Annotated in this window: 14 protein-coding genes; 9 read left to right on the forward strand and 5 right to left on the reverse strand. The window is 61.6% G+C overall.

From position 1 onward, the window contains the following. Window positions 1-206 precede the first annotated feature (206 nt). The gene (locus tag BTE54_RS18735) at window positions 207-1,100 is read right to left on the reverse strand and encodes an AraC family transcriptional regulator (RefSeq protein WP_020809316.1); all 894 of its coding nucleotides are present in this window, start codon (window positions 1,098-1,100) and stop codon (window positions 207-209) included. A gap of 217 nt (window positions 1,101-1,317) precedes the next feature. Here BTE54_RS18735 and BTE54_RS25140 point away from each other — a divergent pair, with 217 nt between their 5' ends. Next, window positions 1,318-1,494 (forward strand): hypothetical protein, encoded by a 177-nt coding sequence (locus tag BTE54_RS25140; protein ID WP_003521762.1) that lies wholly within the window; start codon window positions 1,318-1,320, stop codon window positions 1,492-1,494. A 106-nt stretch (window positions 1,495-1,600) separates the two neighbouring features. Here the strand turns inward: BTE54_RS25140 and katG are convergent, their stop codons facing one another. Further along, window positions 1,601-3,772 (reverse strand): catalase/peroxidase HPI, encoded by a 2,172-nt coding sequence (gene katG / locus BTE54_RS18745; protein WP_078053535.1) that lies wholly within the window; start codon window positions 3,770-3,772, stop codon window positions 1,601-1,603. A gap of 210 nt (window positions 3,773-3,982) precedes the next feature. Here katG and BTE54_RS18750 point away from each other — a divergent pair, with 210 nt between their 5' ends. From BTE54_RS18750 to BTE54_RS18780, 7 genes are all read left to right on the forward strand, one after another. After that, on the forward strand, window positions 3,983-4,888 hold the full coding sequence (locus tag BTE54_RS18750) for a hydrogen peroxide-inducible genes activator (RefSeq protein WP_078053536.1): 906 nt from the start codon (window positions 3,983-3,985) through the stop codon (window positions 4,886-4,888). A 34-nt stretch (window positions 4,889-4,922) separates the two neighbouring features. Then, entirely contained in the window at window positions 4,923-5,924 is a 1,002-nt protein-coding gene (locus tag BTE54_RS18755) for a LacI family DNA-binding transcriptional regulator (RefSeq protein ID WP_078053537.1), read from the forward strand. A 173-nt stretch (window positions 5,925-6,097) separates the two neighbouring features. After that, window positions 6,098-7,132 (forward strand): sterol desaturase family protein, encoded by a 1,035-nt coding sequence (locus BTE54_RS18760; RefSeq protein ID WP_078053538.1) that lies wholly within the window; start codon window positions 6,098-6,100, stop codon window positions 7,130-7,132. Beyond that, window positions 7,129-7,440: a MocE family 2Fe-2S type ferredoxin gene (locus BTE54_RS18765; protein ID WP_020809312.1), complete on the forward strand. Its 312-nt coding sequence runs from the start codon at window positions 7,129-7,131 to the stop codon at window positions 7,438-7,440. Before BTE54_RS18760 ends, BTE54_RS18765 begins: the two co-directional genes overlap by 4 nt. A 75-nt stretch (window positions 7,441-7,515) precedes the next feature. Next, window positions 7,516-8,460, forward strand: coding sequence for a substrate-binding domain-containing protein (locus BTE54_RS18770; RefSeq protein WP_065657653.1), 945 nt, complete (start codon window positions 7,516-7,518; stop codon window positions 8,458-8,460). 57 nt (window positions 8,461-8,517) lie between these two features. After that, window positions 8,518-9,723, forward strand: a complete 1,206-nt coding sequence (locus BTE54_RS18775; RefSeq protein WP_078053539.1) for an FAD-dependent oxidoreductase — start codon at window positions 8,518-8,520, stop codon at window positions 9,721-9,723. Further along, window positions 9,723-10,595, forward strand: a complete 873-nt coding sequence (locus BTE54_RS18780; protein WP_143240746.1) for a sugar phosphate isomerase/epimerase — start codon at window positions 9,723-9,725, stop codon at window positions 10,593-10,595. The genes BTE54_RS18775 and BTE54_RS18780 overlap by 1 nt, the downstream gene beginning before the upstream one ends. A gap of 2 nt (window positions 10,596-10,597) precedes the next feature. Here the strand turns inward: BTE54_RS18780 and BTE54_RS18785 are convergent, their stop codons facing one another. The 3 genes from BTE54_RS18785 to BTE54_RS18795 all read right to left on the reverse strand — a co-directional run bounded on the left by BTE54_RS18785 (window position 10,598) and on the right by BTE54_RS18795 (window position 13,590). Next, window positions 10,598-11,476, reverse strand: a complete 879-nt coding sequence (locus tag BTE54_RS18785) for a DUF3313 domain-containing protein (RefSeq protein WP_078053540.1) — start codon at window positions 11,474-11,476, stop codon at window positions 10,598-10,600. Window positions 11,477-11,584: 108 nt separating this feature from the next. Then, the gene (locus tag BTE54_RS18790; RefSeq protein WP_020809307.1) at window positions 11,585-12,919 is read right to left on the reverse strand and encodes a HAMP domain-containing sensor histidine kinase; all 1,335 of its coding nucleotides are present in this window, start codon (window positions 12,917-12,919) and stop codon (window positions 11,585-11,587) included. Next, window positions 12,916-13,590: a response regulator transcription factor gene (locus BTE54_RS18795; RefSeq protein ID WP_020809306.1), complete on the reverse strand. Its 675-nt coding sequence runs from the start codon at window positions 13,588-13,590 to the stop codon at window positions 12,916-12,918. The genes BTE54_RS18790 and BTE54_RS18795 overlap by 4 nt, the downstream gene beginning before the upstream one ends. Window positions 13,591-13,866: 276 nt before the next feature. Between BTE54_RS18795 and BTE54_RS18800 the strand changes: the two genes are divergently transcribed. Further along, complete coding sequence (locus BTE54_RS18800; RefSeq protein WP_078053541.1) at window positions 13,867-15,027, forward strand: efflux RND transporter periplasmic adaptor subunit; 1,161 nt, start codon at window positions 13,867-13,869, stop codon at window positions 15,025-15,027. The last annotated feature ends 1 nt before the right edge of the window (window position 15,028 follow it).

Below are 15,028 nucleotides of genomic sequence, written 5' to 3' on the forward strand. Positions count from 1 at the left end.
ATCGTCGCCAAACGCTCGAATACGAGTAGAATCAACACCGTGCGCCATGTCCACCAAATTTAAACCGGACAGCAGTGGGCTCGTCCCGAGGATCTAACCACGCCTCATCAAGTCTGAAGGTCGCAGATCCTCGGGACAAGCCCGATGATGAGGAAAGGTGAGGTTTGCGGCCTCACCAAAACACTGCGCATCGACCTCACCCAGCCTCAAAGCAGCCTGTGCAGCCGTCGCCAGGCGGCGGGTGTGTTTCCCACGGACTGGCGGAAAGCCTTGGTCAGATGGGCCTGATCGGAAAAGCCGAGCTGGGCGGCGATATCGGCCACCGTCAGATCGCCTTCCAGCAGAAGTTTCTGGGCGGCATTGATGCGCCGCTCCAATTGCCATTGCAGCGGCGTCTTGCCGGTGGTCTGGCGAAATACGGTGGCGAACCAGCTTTCCGAAAGCCCGACAATATCGGCCATCTCGGCAACCGTCATACGGTCGTCGCCACGCTTTTCGACCTGGGCAAGAAGCTTGTTCAACTGCGCCTGCGTCAGCCTGCCATTGACCTGCTCCGGCGAAGGGCCGGGAATATCCAGCAGGCCGGCAACGATGCTGCCGACGAGGCTTTCCGCATAGACCGCATGTTTCGAGGGTTCAGCTAGCTCATCGACCAGCAGGCCGGCAAGGGTTTCCACCGAGCCGATATCCTGTATCTCGACGGGACGGCGCAGCGCCGTCATCGCCGCCGAACTGCCCACCGAAGGTGACAGGAAACGCAACAGGCGGTCCTTGTGAATATGCAGGTTGAGATGCGAGAATCGATGCGTGGCGCTGCTGCTCGTCCACATCGGCACGCCGGCCGGCACATAAACCGCCCGTGTCATCGGCCGCGAATGGTTGGTGAACTCGCCATTGCGGTTGGACATGCTGATGCGCGAGGAGACATCGTTGAAAAAGATCATGATACGCGGATCGGCGGCCAGATAATAACCCTTGGCTCCCATCTGGCTTTCCGCTTCCCAGAAAGCACTGACCAGCCCGTCGAACTGGCGCCATTTCACCGGCGCAGTGACGCTGATCCCTTCCGTGTGCCAGGTCATGGAATGCCAGAAACTCAATGCGGGTACCGTCCGGTTGTCGGGTCTGGGGTGAGCGTATGGAAAGACGGGCGCGCTGCGCCAGTCATCGCGCTCTGCCCCAATAACATGACTTATCAATTCATGTTAATAGCAAAGATCGTTATACAGAGAAACATTCGCTGACGCGACAGCTCTGGAACCTCTGGGCGAAACGCCCGTTGAACTCCTGACAGCAACGCAACACGGGAGATTATCAATGGACAGCAAAAAGGAACCGGGCAACTTCGCGGACAAGAAACGCGAAGAGAAGGGCCGTGGCGTCATCGTGGCCGGGCCGGATGCGCATGAAAACGAAAAGAGCGGCAAAGCTCCCTCGGCAAAGGCGGAAAAATCCTCATCGGGCAAACCGGTTGCGGCTTCTGACCGGCGATAGCATGCCGGATCGAGCGGTCGCTGATGCGTCCTTGCCAACCCAGATAGAAAAAACACCTCCCCGATCGCTCAGGGAGGTGCACCATCATTAAACAGTCGGCCTTTGCTTACAGAAGGTCGAAACGGTCGGCGTTCATCACCTTCGTCCAGGCGGCGACGAAATCACGCACGAATTTCTCCCTGCTGTCGTCCTGCGCATAAACTTCCGCATAGGCGCGCAGGATGGAGTTCGAACCGATGACGAGATCCACGCGGGTCGCCGTGTACTTGGCTACCCCGGTCTTGCGGTCACGAATCTCATAGAGATTGTTGCCGGTCGGAACCCAGGAATAGGCCATGTCCGTCAGCGTCGTGAAGAAGTCCGTCGTCAGCGCGCCGGGCTTGTCGGTAAACACGCCATGCGCCGTACCTGCATAATTGGCGCCGATAACGCGCAGGCCGCCGATCAGCACTGTCAGTTCCGGCGCGGTGAGACCGAGAAGCTGCGCGCGGTCCAGAAGCAGTTCTTCGGGGCTGACGACATAGTCCTTCTTGACCCAGTTGCGGAAACCATCCGCCAGCGGCTCCAGCGGCGCAAAGCTGTCGGCATCCGTCTGCTCGGCGGAAGCATCGCCACGGCCGGCAGCGAAAGGCACGGCAATGTCGAAGCCGGCCGCTTTCGCCGCCTGCTCCACACCGTAATTGCCGGCCAGAACGATCACATCCGCAATGCTCGCGCCGGTTTCACGGGCGATCGGTTCCAGAACCGAGAGCACGCGGGAAAGACGGGCGGGCTCATTGCCTTCCCAGTCCTTCTGCGGTGCAAGGCGGATGCGTGCGCCATTGGCGCCGCCGCGCTTGTCCGAACCGCGGAAGGTGCGGGCGCTGTCCCAGGCGGTCGAGACCAGATCGGCAACGGAAAGACCGGAAGCCGCGATCTTCGCCTTGACGGCGGCGACATCGTAGCTGGTGGAGCCTGCGGGGATGGGATCCTGCCAGATCAGGTCTTCCGCCGGAACGTCCGGGCCGAAATAACGGGACTTCGGCCCCATGTCGCGGTGGGTCAGCTTGAACCAGGCGCGGGCAAAGACCTCGGAGAAATGGTCCTGATCGTCCTTGAACTTCAGCGAAATCTCGCGGTAGATCGGGTCGACCTTCAGGGCCATGTCGGCATCGGTCATCATCGGAATGGTGCGGATGGAGGCATCCTCGACATCGACAGGCTTGTCTTCTTCGGCGATGGTGATCGGCGCCCATTGCGATGCGCCAGCCGGGCTGTGCGTCAACGTCCACTCATGCTTGAACAGCATATCGAAGAACCCATTGTCCCACTTCGTCGGCTCGCTCGTCCACGCGCCCTCGATGCCGGATACCACGGTGTCGCGACCGATGCCGCGGCCCTTGGTGTTGATCCAGCCAAGACCCTGATATTCCGGGCCTGCGGCTTCCGGATCGGGGCTGAGGTTGGCGGCGCTGCCATTGCCATGCGACTTGCCGATGGTATGGCCGCCGGCGGTGAGAGCGACGGTTTCCTCGTCATCCATGCCCATGCGGGCGAAGGTTTCGCGCATCTGCGCCGCCGTCGCCAGCGGATCGGACTTGCCGTTCACGCCTTCCGGGTTGACGTAGATGAGGCCCATCTGCACGGCAGCGAGCGGGTTTTCCAGCGTCGCGGGCTTGGTCACGTCGCCGTAACGGCCGTCGCTCGGCGCCAGCCATTCCTTTTCGTCACCCCAATAGGTGTCCTTTTCCGGAGCCCAGATATCTTCGCGGCCGAAAGCAAAGCCGAAGGTCTTCAGACCGGCGACGTCATAGGCAATGGTGCCGGCGAGCGCGATCAGGTCTGCCCAGGAAATCTTGTTGCCGTATTTCTTCTTGATCGGCCACAGGAGGCGGCGGCCCTTGTCGGTGTTGACGTTGTCCGGCCAGGAATTGAGCGGCGCAAAACGCTGGTTGCCGGTGTTGGCGCCGCCGCGGCCGTCAGTCACGCGGTAAGAACCCGCCGCATGCCAGGTAACGCGCGCCATCATGCCCACATAGCTGCCCCAGTCCGCCGGCCACCAGTCCTGGCTGTCGGTCATCAGCGCGCGCAGATCGGCTTTCAACGCTTCGACATCGAGCGTCTTCAGGGCTTCACGATAGTTGAAGGAGGTGCCGAGCGGATTGGTCTTGGTGTCGTGCTGGTGCAGGATGTCGAGGTTCAGCGCATTCGGCCACCATTCGGTTACCGATTTACCCGAGGCCGTATTGCCTCCATGCATGACAGGACACTTGCCAGCCGGTTTTGAAGTTGCGTCCATTTCGCCCTCCGATGGGTTTAACAATTAAACGAAATAATCAATTCGACATGTGCAGCGTTAGAGCCAGAGCCAGCGTCAGGTCATGGGAAAACCGTGCACCGACGCTGGTAACCTCTCACAGCTACAGCTTCTTTCTGTCATGAAGATGACTAACAGCCGGGTTCCATAATTTCCAATTGTATATTCTAAAGGCTGCGATATGCTGAGCTTATGATTGCGCTCTCCATGAAACATCTCCGTTATTTCGACGCTCTGGCCAAGATCGGTCATTTCGGTCGGGCGGCGGAGGCGTGCGCGATTTCCCAACCTGCACTATCTTTGCAGATCCGGGAACTGGAGGAATTGATCGGTGCGCCGCTCGTCGAACGCGGCAGCCGCCAGATTCGGCTGACCGCGCTTGGCGAGGAATTTGCGGAACGCACCCGCTCGATATTGCGTTCGGTGGACGAGTTGCAGGATCTGGCGCGTGCGGGGCACGGCCCTCTCAGCGGTCGCCTGCGCATCGGTGTCATTCCCACCGTCGCGCCCTATCTTTTGCCGCAGGTGATCAAGACGCTGACCCGGCATTATCCCGGACTGGAAGCACGCCCGCGCGAGGCGGTGACACAGAAGCTCATCGAAGACCTTCTCGAAGCCCGGCTCGACATGGCGATCGTCGCCCTGCCCGTCTCGGAACCGGCGCTGGAGGAGGTTCCGCTGTTTTCGGAGGAATTCATTCTGGTGCGGCCGATGGAGGATGCGGGCATGCCGGTGCCGAGCGCCGACAAGCTGGGCGAAATGCGCCTGTTGCTGCTGGAAGAAGGCCATTGCTTCCGCAACCAGGCGCTTTCCTTCTGCAGCACGACCAATGCGCCGCCGCGCGTGCTGATGGAAGGCTCCTCGCTCTCCACCCTCGTGCAGATGGTCGGCGCCGGCATCGGCGTCACACTCATTCCGCAGATGGCCGTCGATATGGAGACACGGCAATCCACCGTCTCGGTGTTCCGGCTGGCGGAACCGCGCCCGTCGCGCACCATCGGCATCGTGTGGCGCAAGAGCAATCCGCTCTCGGCGCAGTTCAGCCATATCGCCGAAATCGTCCGCGAATGCGGCCTTCAGAAACTCGGCCAGTCTTGAAGACGACAGACACATCAATATCAGGAAAGCGAATGTGAGCAGGCCGAATTACCGCGATATCGCCCGCCTCGCAGGCGTTGGAACCGCCACGGTCGAGCGGGTGCTAAACGGGCGCGGCGGCGTTCGTGCCGAACTCGTGGAAAAGGTCGTTCTGGCCGCACGCACACTGGATTATCCGCGCACCCTGCCGGAGACCCACCGAGGCCTCTTGCGCATAGAAGTGCTGATGGTACGCCCGGACACCACCTTTTACCGGCGGCTTTCCAAGGCCTTCGAAAGAATTGCGGCAACGCTCGACCCTCTCGTCGTGGTCCACCGCAGCTTCGCCGAAGAGATGAGGCCGGACGAGCTGGCGAGCCGCATCACCGCCGCCGCAAAGGCGCGCGCGGGCCTTATCCTCGCCAGTCCGAGCAGCCCGGCGGTTAGCGCCGCCGTCGAGGCGGCGGTGGCGCGCGGCGTGCCGGTCGTGCATGTCGTCACGCGCGCTTCGGCGGAAAAGGGCGAATTCATCGGCATCGACAATGGCGCGGCGGGACGGACGGCGGCGCATTTCATCACCCGCATGGCGCGCCAGCCCGGCCCGGTCATCGCGCTCTGCCATCCGATCTATCAGGTCCACCGCGACCGTATCGGCGGCTTTTCCGATTACTTCCGCGATCATGCCGGTGAACATCGCTTCGAATGGCTGGGCTTTACCCGCGACGACGAATATTACGGCGCCGAGGCCCTGCGCATGGCGCTCGATCTCTATCCCGACATGGCCGGACTCTATAATGCCGGCGGCGCGAATGCCGCCCTGATCGACGTTCTTCGCCGGCATCCGCGCGGCAGCGAGATATTCTTCGTCGGCCATGAATTGACCGATTATACCCGCAAGGCGCTGAATGACGGCATCATGGATATCGTGCTCGATCAGGCCCCCGAGGCGCAGGCCCGCCGGGCGCTGGATCTCGTCCTTCGCCGGATCGGTCTCACCGATATCGAACCCGATAACGCGCCCATTCGCTTCGTCACCATCACCGCCGAAAGCCTTTGATCTGATTTGATCAAGGAAGGCTTCGGCGTTCACCGCCCGCCCTGCTAATTTCTCTTCAGGGAGGAAAGCCGCAGAGCGCGAGAAGCGCCGGGCGGCAATGGCGTGTAAACGCCCTTCTTCATCGTGAAAACTTGCGCGGGCGCATCGAGAGCGATCGTCCGAAGGAGAGCGCTATGGACGATCTGAAATATGGAACGCGTAACAAGCGCGGCGACTGGGCGCCCCACCAGCCGGTGGAAACAGCACCGCTCTTTGCCTTTCCGCCGCGCCTCGTGGCGCTTTTAAAGTGGCTGCCGCATTATTTTTTTCCGTGGAATGCGATCTTCGCGCTTTCTGCAGTCGGCTACTGGGCTTTTGTCATTCCGCCCGTCGAAACCATGGCCACGCTTGGCTTCGGCTGGATCGCTTGGCTTTATGCGGTCAATGCGGTCTGCGTCTTTCTCTTCTACGGCGGTTTCGAACTCCATCTCTATATTCTGAAGCGGCAGGAAAACCGCTTCAAATATAACGGCAAATTTCCCGCCGAACAGAAGAGCAAGGCCTTCTGGTTCGAGAGCCAGAACCTCGACAACATCCTGCGCACCTTCCTTTCCGGCGTGACGATCTGGACCGCCATCGAAGTGGCGATGTTGTGGGCCTATGCCAATGGTTATGCGCCATGGCTCAGCTTTGCCGAAAATCCATGGACGCTCGCAGCCGTGGCGCTCGTTGTGCCGATCATCCACGAATTTCACTTCTTCTGCATTCACCGGCTCATCCACACGCCGCTGCTTTATAAATGGGTGCATTCCGTCCACCACAATTCGGTGAACCCGTCGCCCTGGTCGTCGCTATCCATGCATCCGGTCGAGCATCTGCTTTATTTCGGCACTGCCTTTTATCACCTGATCCTGCCGTCCAACCCGGTCCTCATGCTTTACCAACTGCATTATGCGGGTTTCGGCGCGATCCCCGGCCATGTCGGCTTCGACAAGGTCGAGATCGGCGAGGACAAGCTGGTCGATAGCCATGCCTATGCGCATTACCTTCACCACAAATATTTCGAGGTGAATTACGGCGACGCCCTCATCCCGCTCGATAGGTGGTTCGGCACCTGGCACGACGGCTCGGCGGAGGGAGAAGCCCGCATGCAGGAACGCTATCGCAAACGCAAAGAAAAACTCGCGGCCCGCAAGGCGCGCAACACCATCGGGGAGGCAGCCGAATGAACTGGGTTTCAGCCTGCAAACTGGAAGACATCGAACAGGAAGGCGCGATCCGCTTCGACCACGCCGGACGCACCTATGCGATCTACCGCGGTCCGGATGACAGCGTTTATTGCACAGCCGGCCTCTGCACCCATGAGGCCATCCATCTCGCCGAAGGGCTGGTGATGGATTTCGAGGTGGAATGTCCCAAGCATTCCGGCGCCTTCGATTATCGCACCGGCGAGGCGCTGCGGCTGCCCGCCTGCGAAAACCTGAAGACCTATCCGGCGCAGGTGGTGGACGGCGAAGTACGCATCACCATCGGCTAGGCCGGGCTTTCGAGCAGGCCCGAAAGGGCCTCCGGAATGCACCCGGGCGGCCCGGCGCCCCAAGGGAGGACAAACATGAAATCCATCTGTACCATGGCCGCTCTGGCGGTCCTTTTCGCCGGCACGGCATCGGCCGAGACCATCGGCGTTTCAATGCAGAGCTTCGACAATAATTTCCAGACCCTGCTGCGCGAAGGGCTTGGCGCCCGGGCATCGGAGATCGACGGCGTCAAGATCCAGGTCGAGGACGCGCAGGCCGATATTTCCAAGCAGCTCAACCAGGTCAATAATTTCATCGCCGCAAACGTCGACGCGATCATCGTGACGCTGGCAGACACCTCGGCCGCACCCGGCATCAGCGATGCCGCAGCCAAGGCGGGCATTCCGCTGGTCTACCTCAATCTCGAACCGGACAATGTCGCCAAACTGCCGGAAAAGCAGGCCTATGTCGGCTCACGGGAAACCGATGCGGGGCGGCTGGCCGGCGAAGCGGCCTGTTCGCTGCTCAAGGAGAAGGGAAAGGCCGCCGACGCGCAGGCCTATATATTGATGGGCGATCTCGCCCATCAGGCCTCGCGCGACCGGACCTCGTCCTTCAAGCAGGCGCTCACATCCGGCGACTGCAGGGCCGTCACCATCGCCGACGAGCAATCGGCCGCATGGACACGGACAACCGCGATGGACATGACGACAAACTGGATCACCGCCGGCCGACCGATCGACGTCGTCTTCGCCAATAATGACGAGATGGCGATCGGCGCGGTTCAGGCGCTGAAGGCGGCCAGCGTTTCGATGGACGATGTGATCGTCATCGGCATCGACGCCACGCCGGACGGTCTCGCCTCCATGGCCGCTGACGATCTCGACGCCACGGTGTTCCAGAACGCCAGGGGGCAATCGACAAGCGCGCTCGATGCCGCCGTCGCCCTGATACGCGGCACGCCGGTCGACAAACAGGTCATGGTTCCGTTCGAACTGGTGACGCGGAAGAACATGACCGACTACGCCAGCCGAAACTGATCCTCCCCCAGCCGGTGCACCCTGAAAAGCGCGCCGGTCCCTTCTCACGGAGATACCATGGACGCAATCGTCATCATCGGCGCCGGCGAGGCGGGCACACGTGCCGCCTTTGCGCTGCGCGAAGCGGGCTTTGCAGGCAACGTCACGCTGGTCGGCACGGAGCCGCACCCACCCTATGAACGGCCCCCGCTCTCCAAACCGCTCGAAGGGGCGGTGCGGATGAAACCCATCTGCGGCGACGGAGCACTGGAGGCTGCCCGCATCTCCTATCGTCAGGGCGTATCGGCGACCCGGATCGATGTGAAAGACCGCCTTGTGACGCTTGATGACGGGCGGGCGCTCGGCTATGACAGGCTGCTGCTTGCAACCGGGGCACATCCGCGAAAATTAACATGCCCCGGCGCGGGGCTGGCGCTGGATTTCCGCACCCACGCGGATGCGCAGGCGATTTTCTCCCGCACAAATAGCGGCGCCCGGATTGCGATCATCGGCGGCGGGCTGATCGGAATGGAACTTGCGGCGGTTCTGCGCGGCAAGGGGCTTGCGGTCAACATTATCGAGGCCGCAACACGGCCGCTCGGCCGTGCGGTTCCCCCGCGTTTTGCCGAAAGGATACACAAGCGCCATCTCGAAGAGGGCGTGAATTTCCATCTGGGAAAGGGCGTTTCGGAAATCACGCCGGAAGCAGTTTTGCTTACCGAAGGCGCGCGCGTACCGGCCGATATAGTCGTCTCCGCCATCGGCGTCCTGCCCAATGTCGCATTGGCGCAAACGGCTGGGCTTGCGATCGGAAACGGCATTCTGACCGATGCTTTCCTGCGCACCAGCGATCCCCATATCTTCGCGGCGGGCGATTGCGCGGCCGTCTCGCAAGCCGCCGGCGGACATATCCGGTTTGAAAGCTGGCGCAATGCCCGCAGCCAGGCAGAGGTCGCAGCGCATAACATTCTTGGCGCAGACGAGGACTTCGCCGCCCTGCCCTGGTTCTGGTCGGATCAATATGATCTCGGCCTTCAGGTCGCGGGCCTGCCGCAGCCGGAGCATCAGAGCGTCACCCGACCGCTGGGCGATGGCGAACTGGAATTCTACCTTCAGGACGGCCGCCTTGTCGCCGCCGCCGGGCTGGGCGTTGGCAACAGGGTCGCCAGAGACATCAAGCTTGCCGAGATGCTGATCGCCGCCGGCATCAATCCAGATCCGGCGGTCCTTGCCGACCCCGGCGTCAATCTCAAATCATTGCTGAAATGCGCACGGGCGGCCTGATGCAGAAGCTGCTCGTCTTTCAATCGCTGTGGGCCATGGAAAGGCTCTCCGGCGACAGCCATGAACCCAGCCTAGAGGGAAACATAGCCCGGATCGCCGCAGCGGGTTTCGATGGCGTCAGCGCGCATTATACCGACCGTGCGGATGTGTTGCGTCTCAATAGGGCGATCCGTGGCACGGGCCTTCGGATCGAAGGTGTCTGCTTTCCGCGCAGTATCGAGGATCTGCGCCAGACGTTGGCGCTGGCGCAGGAGTTTCCCGTCAGCCATCTCGATCTTCAGGCGGATATCCGTCCGCGCCGGGTGGAAGATTGTCTGCCGCTTCTTGACGGCTGGATGCGGCTTGCCGAAGAGGCGGGCGTTCCCGTCTTCATCGAAACCCATCGCAACCGGATGACCAGCGATCTCCTGTTCACGCTCGACCTTCTGGAACGGCGGCCCGAACTGCCGCTGCTGGCCGATCTGTCCCACTATCTCGTTGCCCGCGAATTCGCCTTTCCAGTCGAAGATGAAAGCCAGCGGCAGATCCGCCGCATCCTTCGCAATGCGCAGGCTTTTCACGGACGGATCGGCTCCTGCGAGCAAATCCAGATCGAGATTTCCTTCGCCCATCACCGCCCATGGGTCGATCTGTTTCTGAACTGGTGGGACTATGGATTCCGCCACTGGCGATCGCTTGCGCCCGATAATGGTGAGCTGGTCTTCACCTGTGAACTCGGCCCCAGCCCCTATGCCATCACCGGCCGGGACGGCAGCGATTCCACCGACAGATGGATGGAATCGCTGCAACTCAAGACGATGGCGCAGACGCTATGGGCGCAAACCGCTCATTCTGCGAGCGGGATCGCGACCGTCTCCGATCTCAACCGCTGATCTTATCGCGACGCGGCCTTTGCGGATCTGTCGGTCCATTCGGGTGGCGCACCGAACTTGTCGGCCACCATGCCCTGCAGGCCGCGCGAGCGGCCATAGGCATCGCATTCGACATATTTCGGTTTTCCGCCCAGGGCGGACCGGATTCGATGGCCGGAGGGGATAGAGAGGTTCAGCCCGTCCGAAACCTTGCCTGTCACCAGAATGCGCGAGAAGTAGTTGGAGAAATCGGCGGCTAGCTCGTAGGCATCTCCGATTTCCGAGACGCGGGCGTTGCCCGTGATGGAATTCGCTCCCTTGGACCAGACGGCAGCAGCGCGCTGGACGCCGGTGCTGTCCACCGCCTCCGCCTCGACGGCGAGGCCGCCAAGCCCGAATGGAAGACGCGGCACGCTGACCGGCAGGACGAAGCCGCTGCCGAGCGTCACGGCCGTCGATACCCCGGCCATGGTCTTATCGGTCGGCACCAGATCGGTGATGACCGTGCGCACCGTCATGTCCGCCGGCTGGCCCAGCGCGGCAATCCGGTATTTATCGCTGAGCGCCACGCAGATGGCGCGATCCAGCGCATTCGAAACAAGGACACGGTCCTTTTCCGATGTGACCCGTGACGAGGCCGCAAAGGAGAAGGTGGTCGGCACGATGGCGACGGTCTTGACGCCGGCCAGTCCGTTGGCGTCCACGAAGGTGCGCGATTTGGTGAACTTGCCCTTGACCGGGCTGAGTTGCGCATAGGAGGTCAGCGTACCGCCTTCCTTGAGCGGCACGGACGTGCAGCCGGACATGATGATGGCAAAGGGCAAGGTGGCGAAGGCGACGCCGCGACTGCGGGACGCCCTGTCGCCGGAAGCCCGGGCAAACAGACTGCACTGTTGTTTCACTGCACGTACTCCAGTTGGCATGGTTGATCCTGTGCCCCACACGGTACGACAGTGAAAATTGCGGCAACATTACAATTGCCCGCCCCTGAAAGCGCGCGCAACGCAGGATCAGAAACGCAACCGGAAGGTGCTTCCGAAGGCGCTGCTGTCCAGAAAGATTCGCCCGTTATGGTTGGCGACGATCTGCTTGACGAGGCTGAGGCCAAGGCCGGCCCCGGTGCTGCGCGGTGTAACGCGATAAAAGGGCTCGAAAATCCGCTCCCGCTGATCTTCGGCTATCCCCTGTCCCTCATCGGAAACCGCGATCTCGCCACTAGCGAGAATCGAGACGTGGATCATCCCCCTGTTTCCGCCATGGTCGATGGCGTTGCGCACGATGTTGCTGATGGCGCGCGGCAGGGTGAACGGGTTGCCCAGTATTTCATATCGCGCGACCTGCGTTTCGAAGGAGATATCGTAGCCCGCCGCAAGCGCGAGCGGCGCGAGATCGGCAACGACAGTGCGCGCCGTCTCGACGAGGTCCAGCGTTTCGCGCCGGTCGTTCACCTGATCGTTTCTTTCGAAGGCGAGAAGCTGCTCCGTGGTCTCCCCAAGCCGCGCGACATCCTCCATCAGGCGTTGCTGCTCGGGGCCTGGCAAGCCCTCTATCCGGGTCTGCATGATCGCAATCGGCGTTCTCAGCTCATGCGCCGCATCGATGAGAAAACGCTGCCGCGCCCGAAACTGCTCTTCAAGCCGTTCGAGAATACCGTTGAAGGCAAGGATCAGGGGCACCACCTCCCGCGGCACATCCTCGACCGGAAGCTTCGAGCCCGGCCGGCGCGGATCGATCTCGGGAGCCTTTTTGACGACGGAATTGAGGCCGGCAAGCGCCTCGCGCACGATGCGGGGAACCGAGAAGAACACGGCAGGCAAGATGACAGCCAGGAGGGGAACGTAAATCTTGTAGGTTCCGGCAAGGAGCGCCAAAAACTGCCCCCTCATATGCGTGGTTCCGCCGAACATGACCCTGACGGAACCCCACTTCGTCTCCATGCTTTCAACCAGGGCGACCTCGGAGACGCCCTTTCCGCCGCGAATATCGGCATCCGTCAGCAAATGCAGATACGGCGACAATTCCTCATAAACGGCAGGCACGGCGCCATAGCTCGCCACCCGCCCGTCCAGCGTGGAAGCCACGAACCAGAGCGTTGAGTTCTCCGCCTTCAGGGCCTGCAATGCCGGGCCATTGGTAACGACCAATCCTTTTTGCGGATCGAGCGAAAGCGACTCATCGAGTGTTGCCGACAGATCGTCCCAGAGCGCAATATTGGGCGAAAGCATCGTCATGCCGTAAAAGCAGAGGCCGATGATGACCACGGCAATCATGGCGGAGACGACGACGCTGAGCTGCCAGCTCAACTTCCACCACAAGGACGAGTTGGAGGTGCCCTGCGCTTTCATGCCTCTTCCTTCAACAGATAACCGATGCCGCGAATATTATGGACGCCAACGCCTGCGGAGGCATCGAGCAGGCGTTTTCGCAGCCGCGATATATGCGCGTCGAGCGCATTGGACTGGATCTCTTCCTCGTAATTGTAGACGGCCGCCTCAAGCGTGGAACGCAGCACGGATTTGCCCTTGCGTTTCGCCAGCGCAACGAGAATCGCAAGCTCGCGCCTTGGCAGATCGAAGGGAGCGGAATTGATCGTGACGCTGAGATGGAGCGGATCGATAACGATGCGGCCGGCTGTGATTTCGGCCGGCGCAAGGTTTGCCGGCCGTCTCAGAACCGCACGCACCCGCGCCAGCAGCTCACCGACGAGAAACGGCTTGCCGAGATAGTCGTCGGCGCCGCCATCCAGTCCGGCTATGCGGTCTTCCGGTTCGTTCAATGCCGTCAACAGTATGATCGGCGTGTCAATGCCGGCATGGCGCAGCTGCGGAATGAAGGCAAGTCCCTCCCCGTCCGGCAGGCGGCGATCAAGCAGGATGGCGTCATAGACGTGCTGGCGCGTCAGCTCCATCGCATCGCCGAGCCACATCGTATGGTCGATGACGATGCCCTGCCTGCCGAGCGTCGCCGTCAGCGCATCCGCCATTGCCTTTTCGTCTTCGATCAACAGAAGTCTCATGCGTCACCGTCCCTTCGCATTCCCTTGTCTGCCAGAAAGGTTGCGGCAGTATTGCGGCAAAGAAGACACCTGAGCATTTCCAACCCCGTGCATGTCCGTTTCCCCTCCGAAAAGGCGTAAAAACAGGGCGATGGAACATCGGACCCTGCTGTTTAAGCAGCTGCGTTCGCAAGGGTAATGCTGCTGCAATTATGGACGCCTATCCAGATGCCATACGCCTCAAGAGAGGCAATGCGACCGCCCGAGCGGCGGTCCCGGTATGGAAAGGATTTCAGCATGTGGGTGAAGAGGACCATCAAGGCGGGGATCGCGCTTGCAGGTTGCGTTCTCGTTGTCACCGCTCTCGATCCGGCGCGCGGCAGCGTCGATGCGAATGAGCGTGTCAAAGGCATCGTGAACGGGCTCGTCGAGACTGCCGCGATGAGCCCGGCAGGCACTCCGTTCGAACTGACGGCGACTGAAACGGCGAAGATCGGCACGCGCCCGATGGTGGAGCGGCTTGGCATCAGCGGCGAGCTTCAGCCCATCACCCGTGTGGTGATCCGCGCCCGTGAAGCCGGCAAGATCGTCGAGATGAATGTCCGCGACGGAGACGCGGTACAGGCGGGCGAGTTGCTCGTGCGTTTCGAAACCGACGAGCTGCAATCGACGCTTTTGCTGCGGCAGAGCGACCGGGATGCGGCCGAGGCCGAGCTGATGCTGGCAATGCAGGCCCTGACGAGAACCGAACAGCTTGCCCTGAAAAACATCGCTTCGGCAGAACAGCTCGACAAGGCGAAAAGCGATGTGGCGGTGAAGACGGCAAGGCTCCAGAGCCTTTCGGCGCAGGCGGATATTGCTCGTCTCGCCCTTCGCAATGCCGAAATCCGCGCGCCCTTCGGCGGCACCGTCACCCGGCGGCTTGCCGAGGCGGGATCGCGTGTCGGTGCGGATGGCGAGCTTCTCACGCTGGTCGATACCAGCGTGCTGGAGGCGAAGGTTCTTGTCGCGACGCGCGATGTTCCGCGCGTCGCCCTCGGCCAGACGGCGGAACTGGAGATTGACGGCCTTGGCGGCCAGATCGTCAAAGGCACGGTCGACCGCATCAGCCCGGTTGCCGAAGACGGCACCCGCTTCATCGCCGTCTATCTGCGGCTTGCCAATCGTGACGGCCGGCTGTGGGGCGGAATGTTCGCCAGCGGATCGATTCTGCTGCGCGAGAAAAACGATGCGCTCGTCGTTCCCGCCATCGCGCTGCGCAAGGATGAGGCCGGTTATCATGTGCTCAAGGTGCAGGACGGCCATCTTCGCCGCCAGACAGTCACGGTGGGAGCGCGCTGGAACGGCGGCAGCCTGATCGAGATTGCCACCGGGCTGAAGGATGGCGAGACCATCCTGACCGCGCCGCTTCCCGAATTGCGGCCCGATATGGCCGTCACCGTCGACAAGGCAGGCTGAA

The organism is Agrobacterium sp. YIC 4121, from assembly GCF_002008205.1.
GTDB classification, from domain to species: Bacteria; Pseudomonadota; Alphaproteobacteria; order Rhizobiales; family Rhizobiaceae; genus Agrobacterium; species Agrobacterium leguminum.

What these genes read in the sequence shown, in the direction of transcription:
- BTE54_RS25140 (WP_003521762.1), top strand. Translation starts at nt 1,318, where the DNA reads ATGGACAGCAAAAAGGAACCGGGCAACTTCGCGGACAAGAAACGCGAA.
- katG (WP_078053535.1), bottom strand. Translation starts at nt 3,772, where the DNA reads ATGGACGCAACTTCAAAACCGGCTGGCAAGTGTCCTGTCATGCATGGA.
- BTE54_RS18750 (WP_078053536.1), top strand. Translation starts at nt 3,983, where the DNA reads ATGATTGCGCTCTCCATGAAACATCTCCGTTATTTCGACGCTCTGGCC.
- BTE54_RS18760 (WP_078053538.1), top strand. Translation starts at nt 6,098, where the DNA reads ATGGACGATCTGAAATATGGAACGCGTAACAAGCGCGGCGACTGGGCG.
- BTE54_RS18765 (WP_020809312.1), top strand. Translation starts at nt 7,129, where the DNA reads ATGAACTGGGTTTCAGCCTGCAAACTGGAAGACATCGAACAGGAAGGC.
- BTE54_RS18770 (WP_065657653.1), top strand. Translation starts at nt 7,516, where the DNA reads ATGAAATCCATCTGTACCATGGCCGCTCTGGCGGTCCTTTTCGCCGGC.
- BTE54_RS18775 (WP_078053539.1), top strand. Translation starts at nt 8,518, where the DNA reads ATGGACGCAATCGTCATCATCGGCGCCGGCGAGGCGGGCACACGTGCC.
- BTE54_RS18780 (WP_143240746.1), top strand. Translation starts at nt 9,723, where the DNA reads ATGCAGAAGCTGCTCGTCTTTCAATCGCTGTGGGCCATGGAAAGGCTC.
- BTE54_RS18790 (WP_020809307.1), bottom strand. Translation starts at nt 12,919, where the DNA reads ATGAAAGCGCAGGGCACCTCCAACTCGTCCTTGTGGTGGAAGTTGAGC.
- BTE54_RS18795 (WP_020809306.1), bottom strand. Translation starts at nt 13,590, where the DNA reads ATGAGACTTCTGTTGATCGAAGACGAAAAGGCAATGGCGGATGCGCTG.
- BTE54_RS18800 (WP_078053541.1), top strand. Translation starts at nt 13,867, where the DNA reads ATGTGGGTGAAGAGGACCATCAAGGCGGGGATCGCGCTTGCAGGTTGC.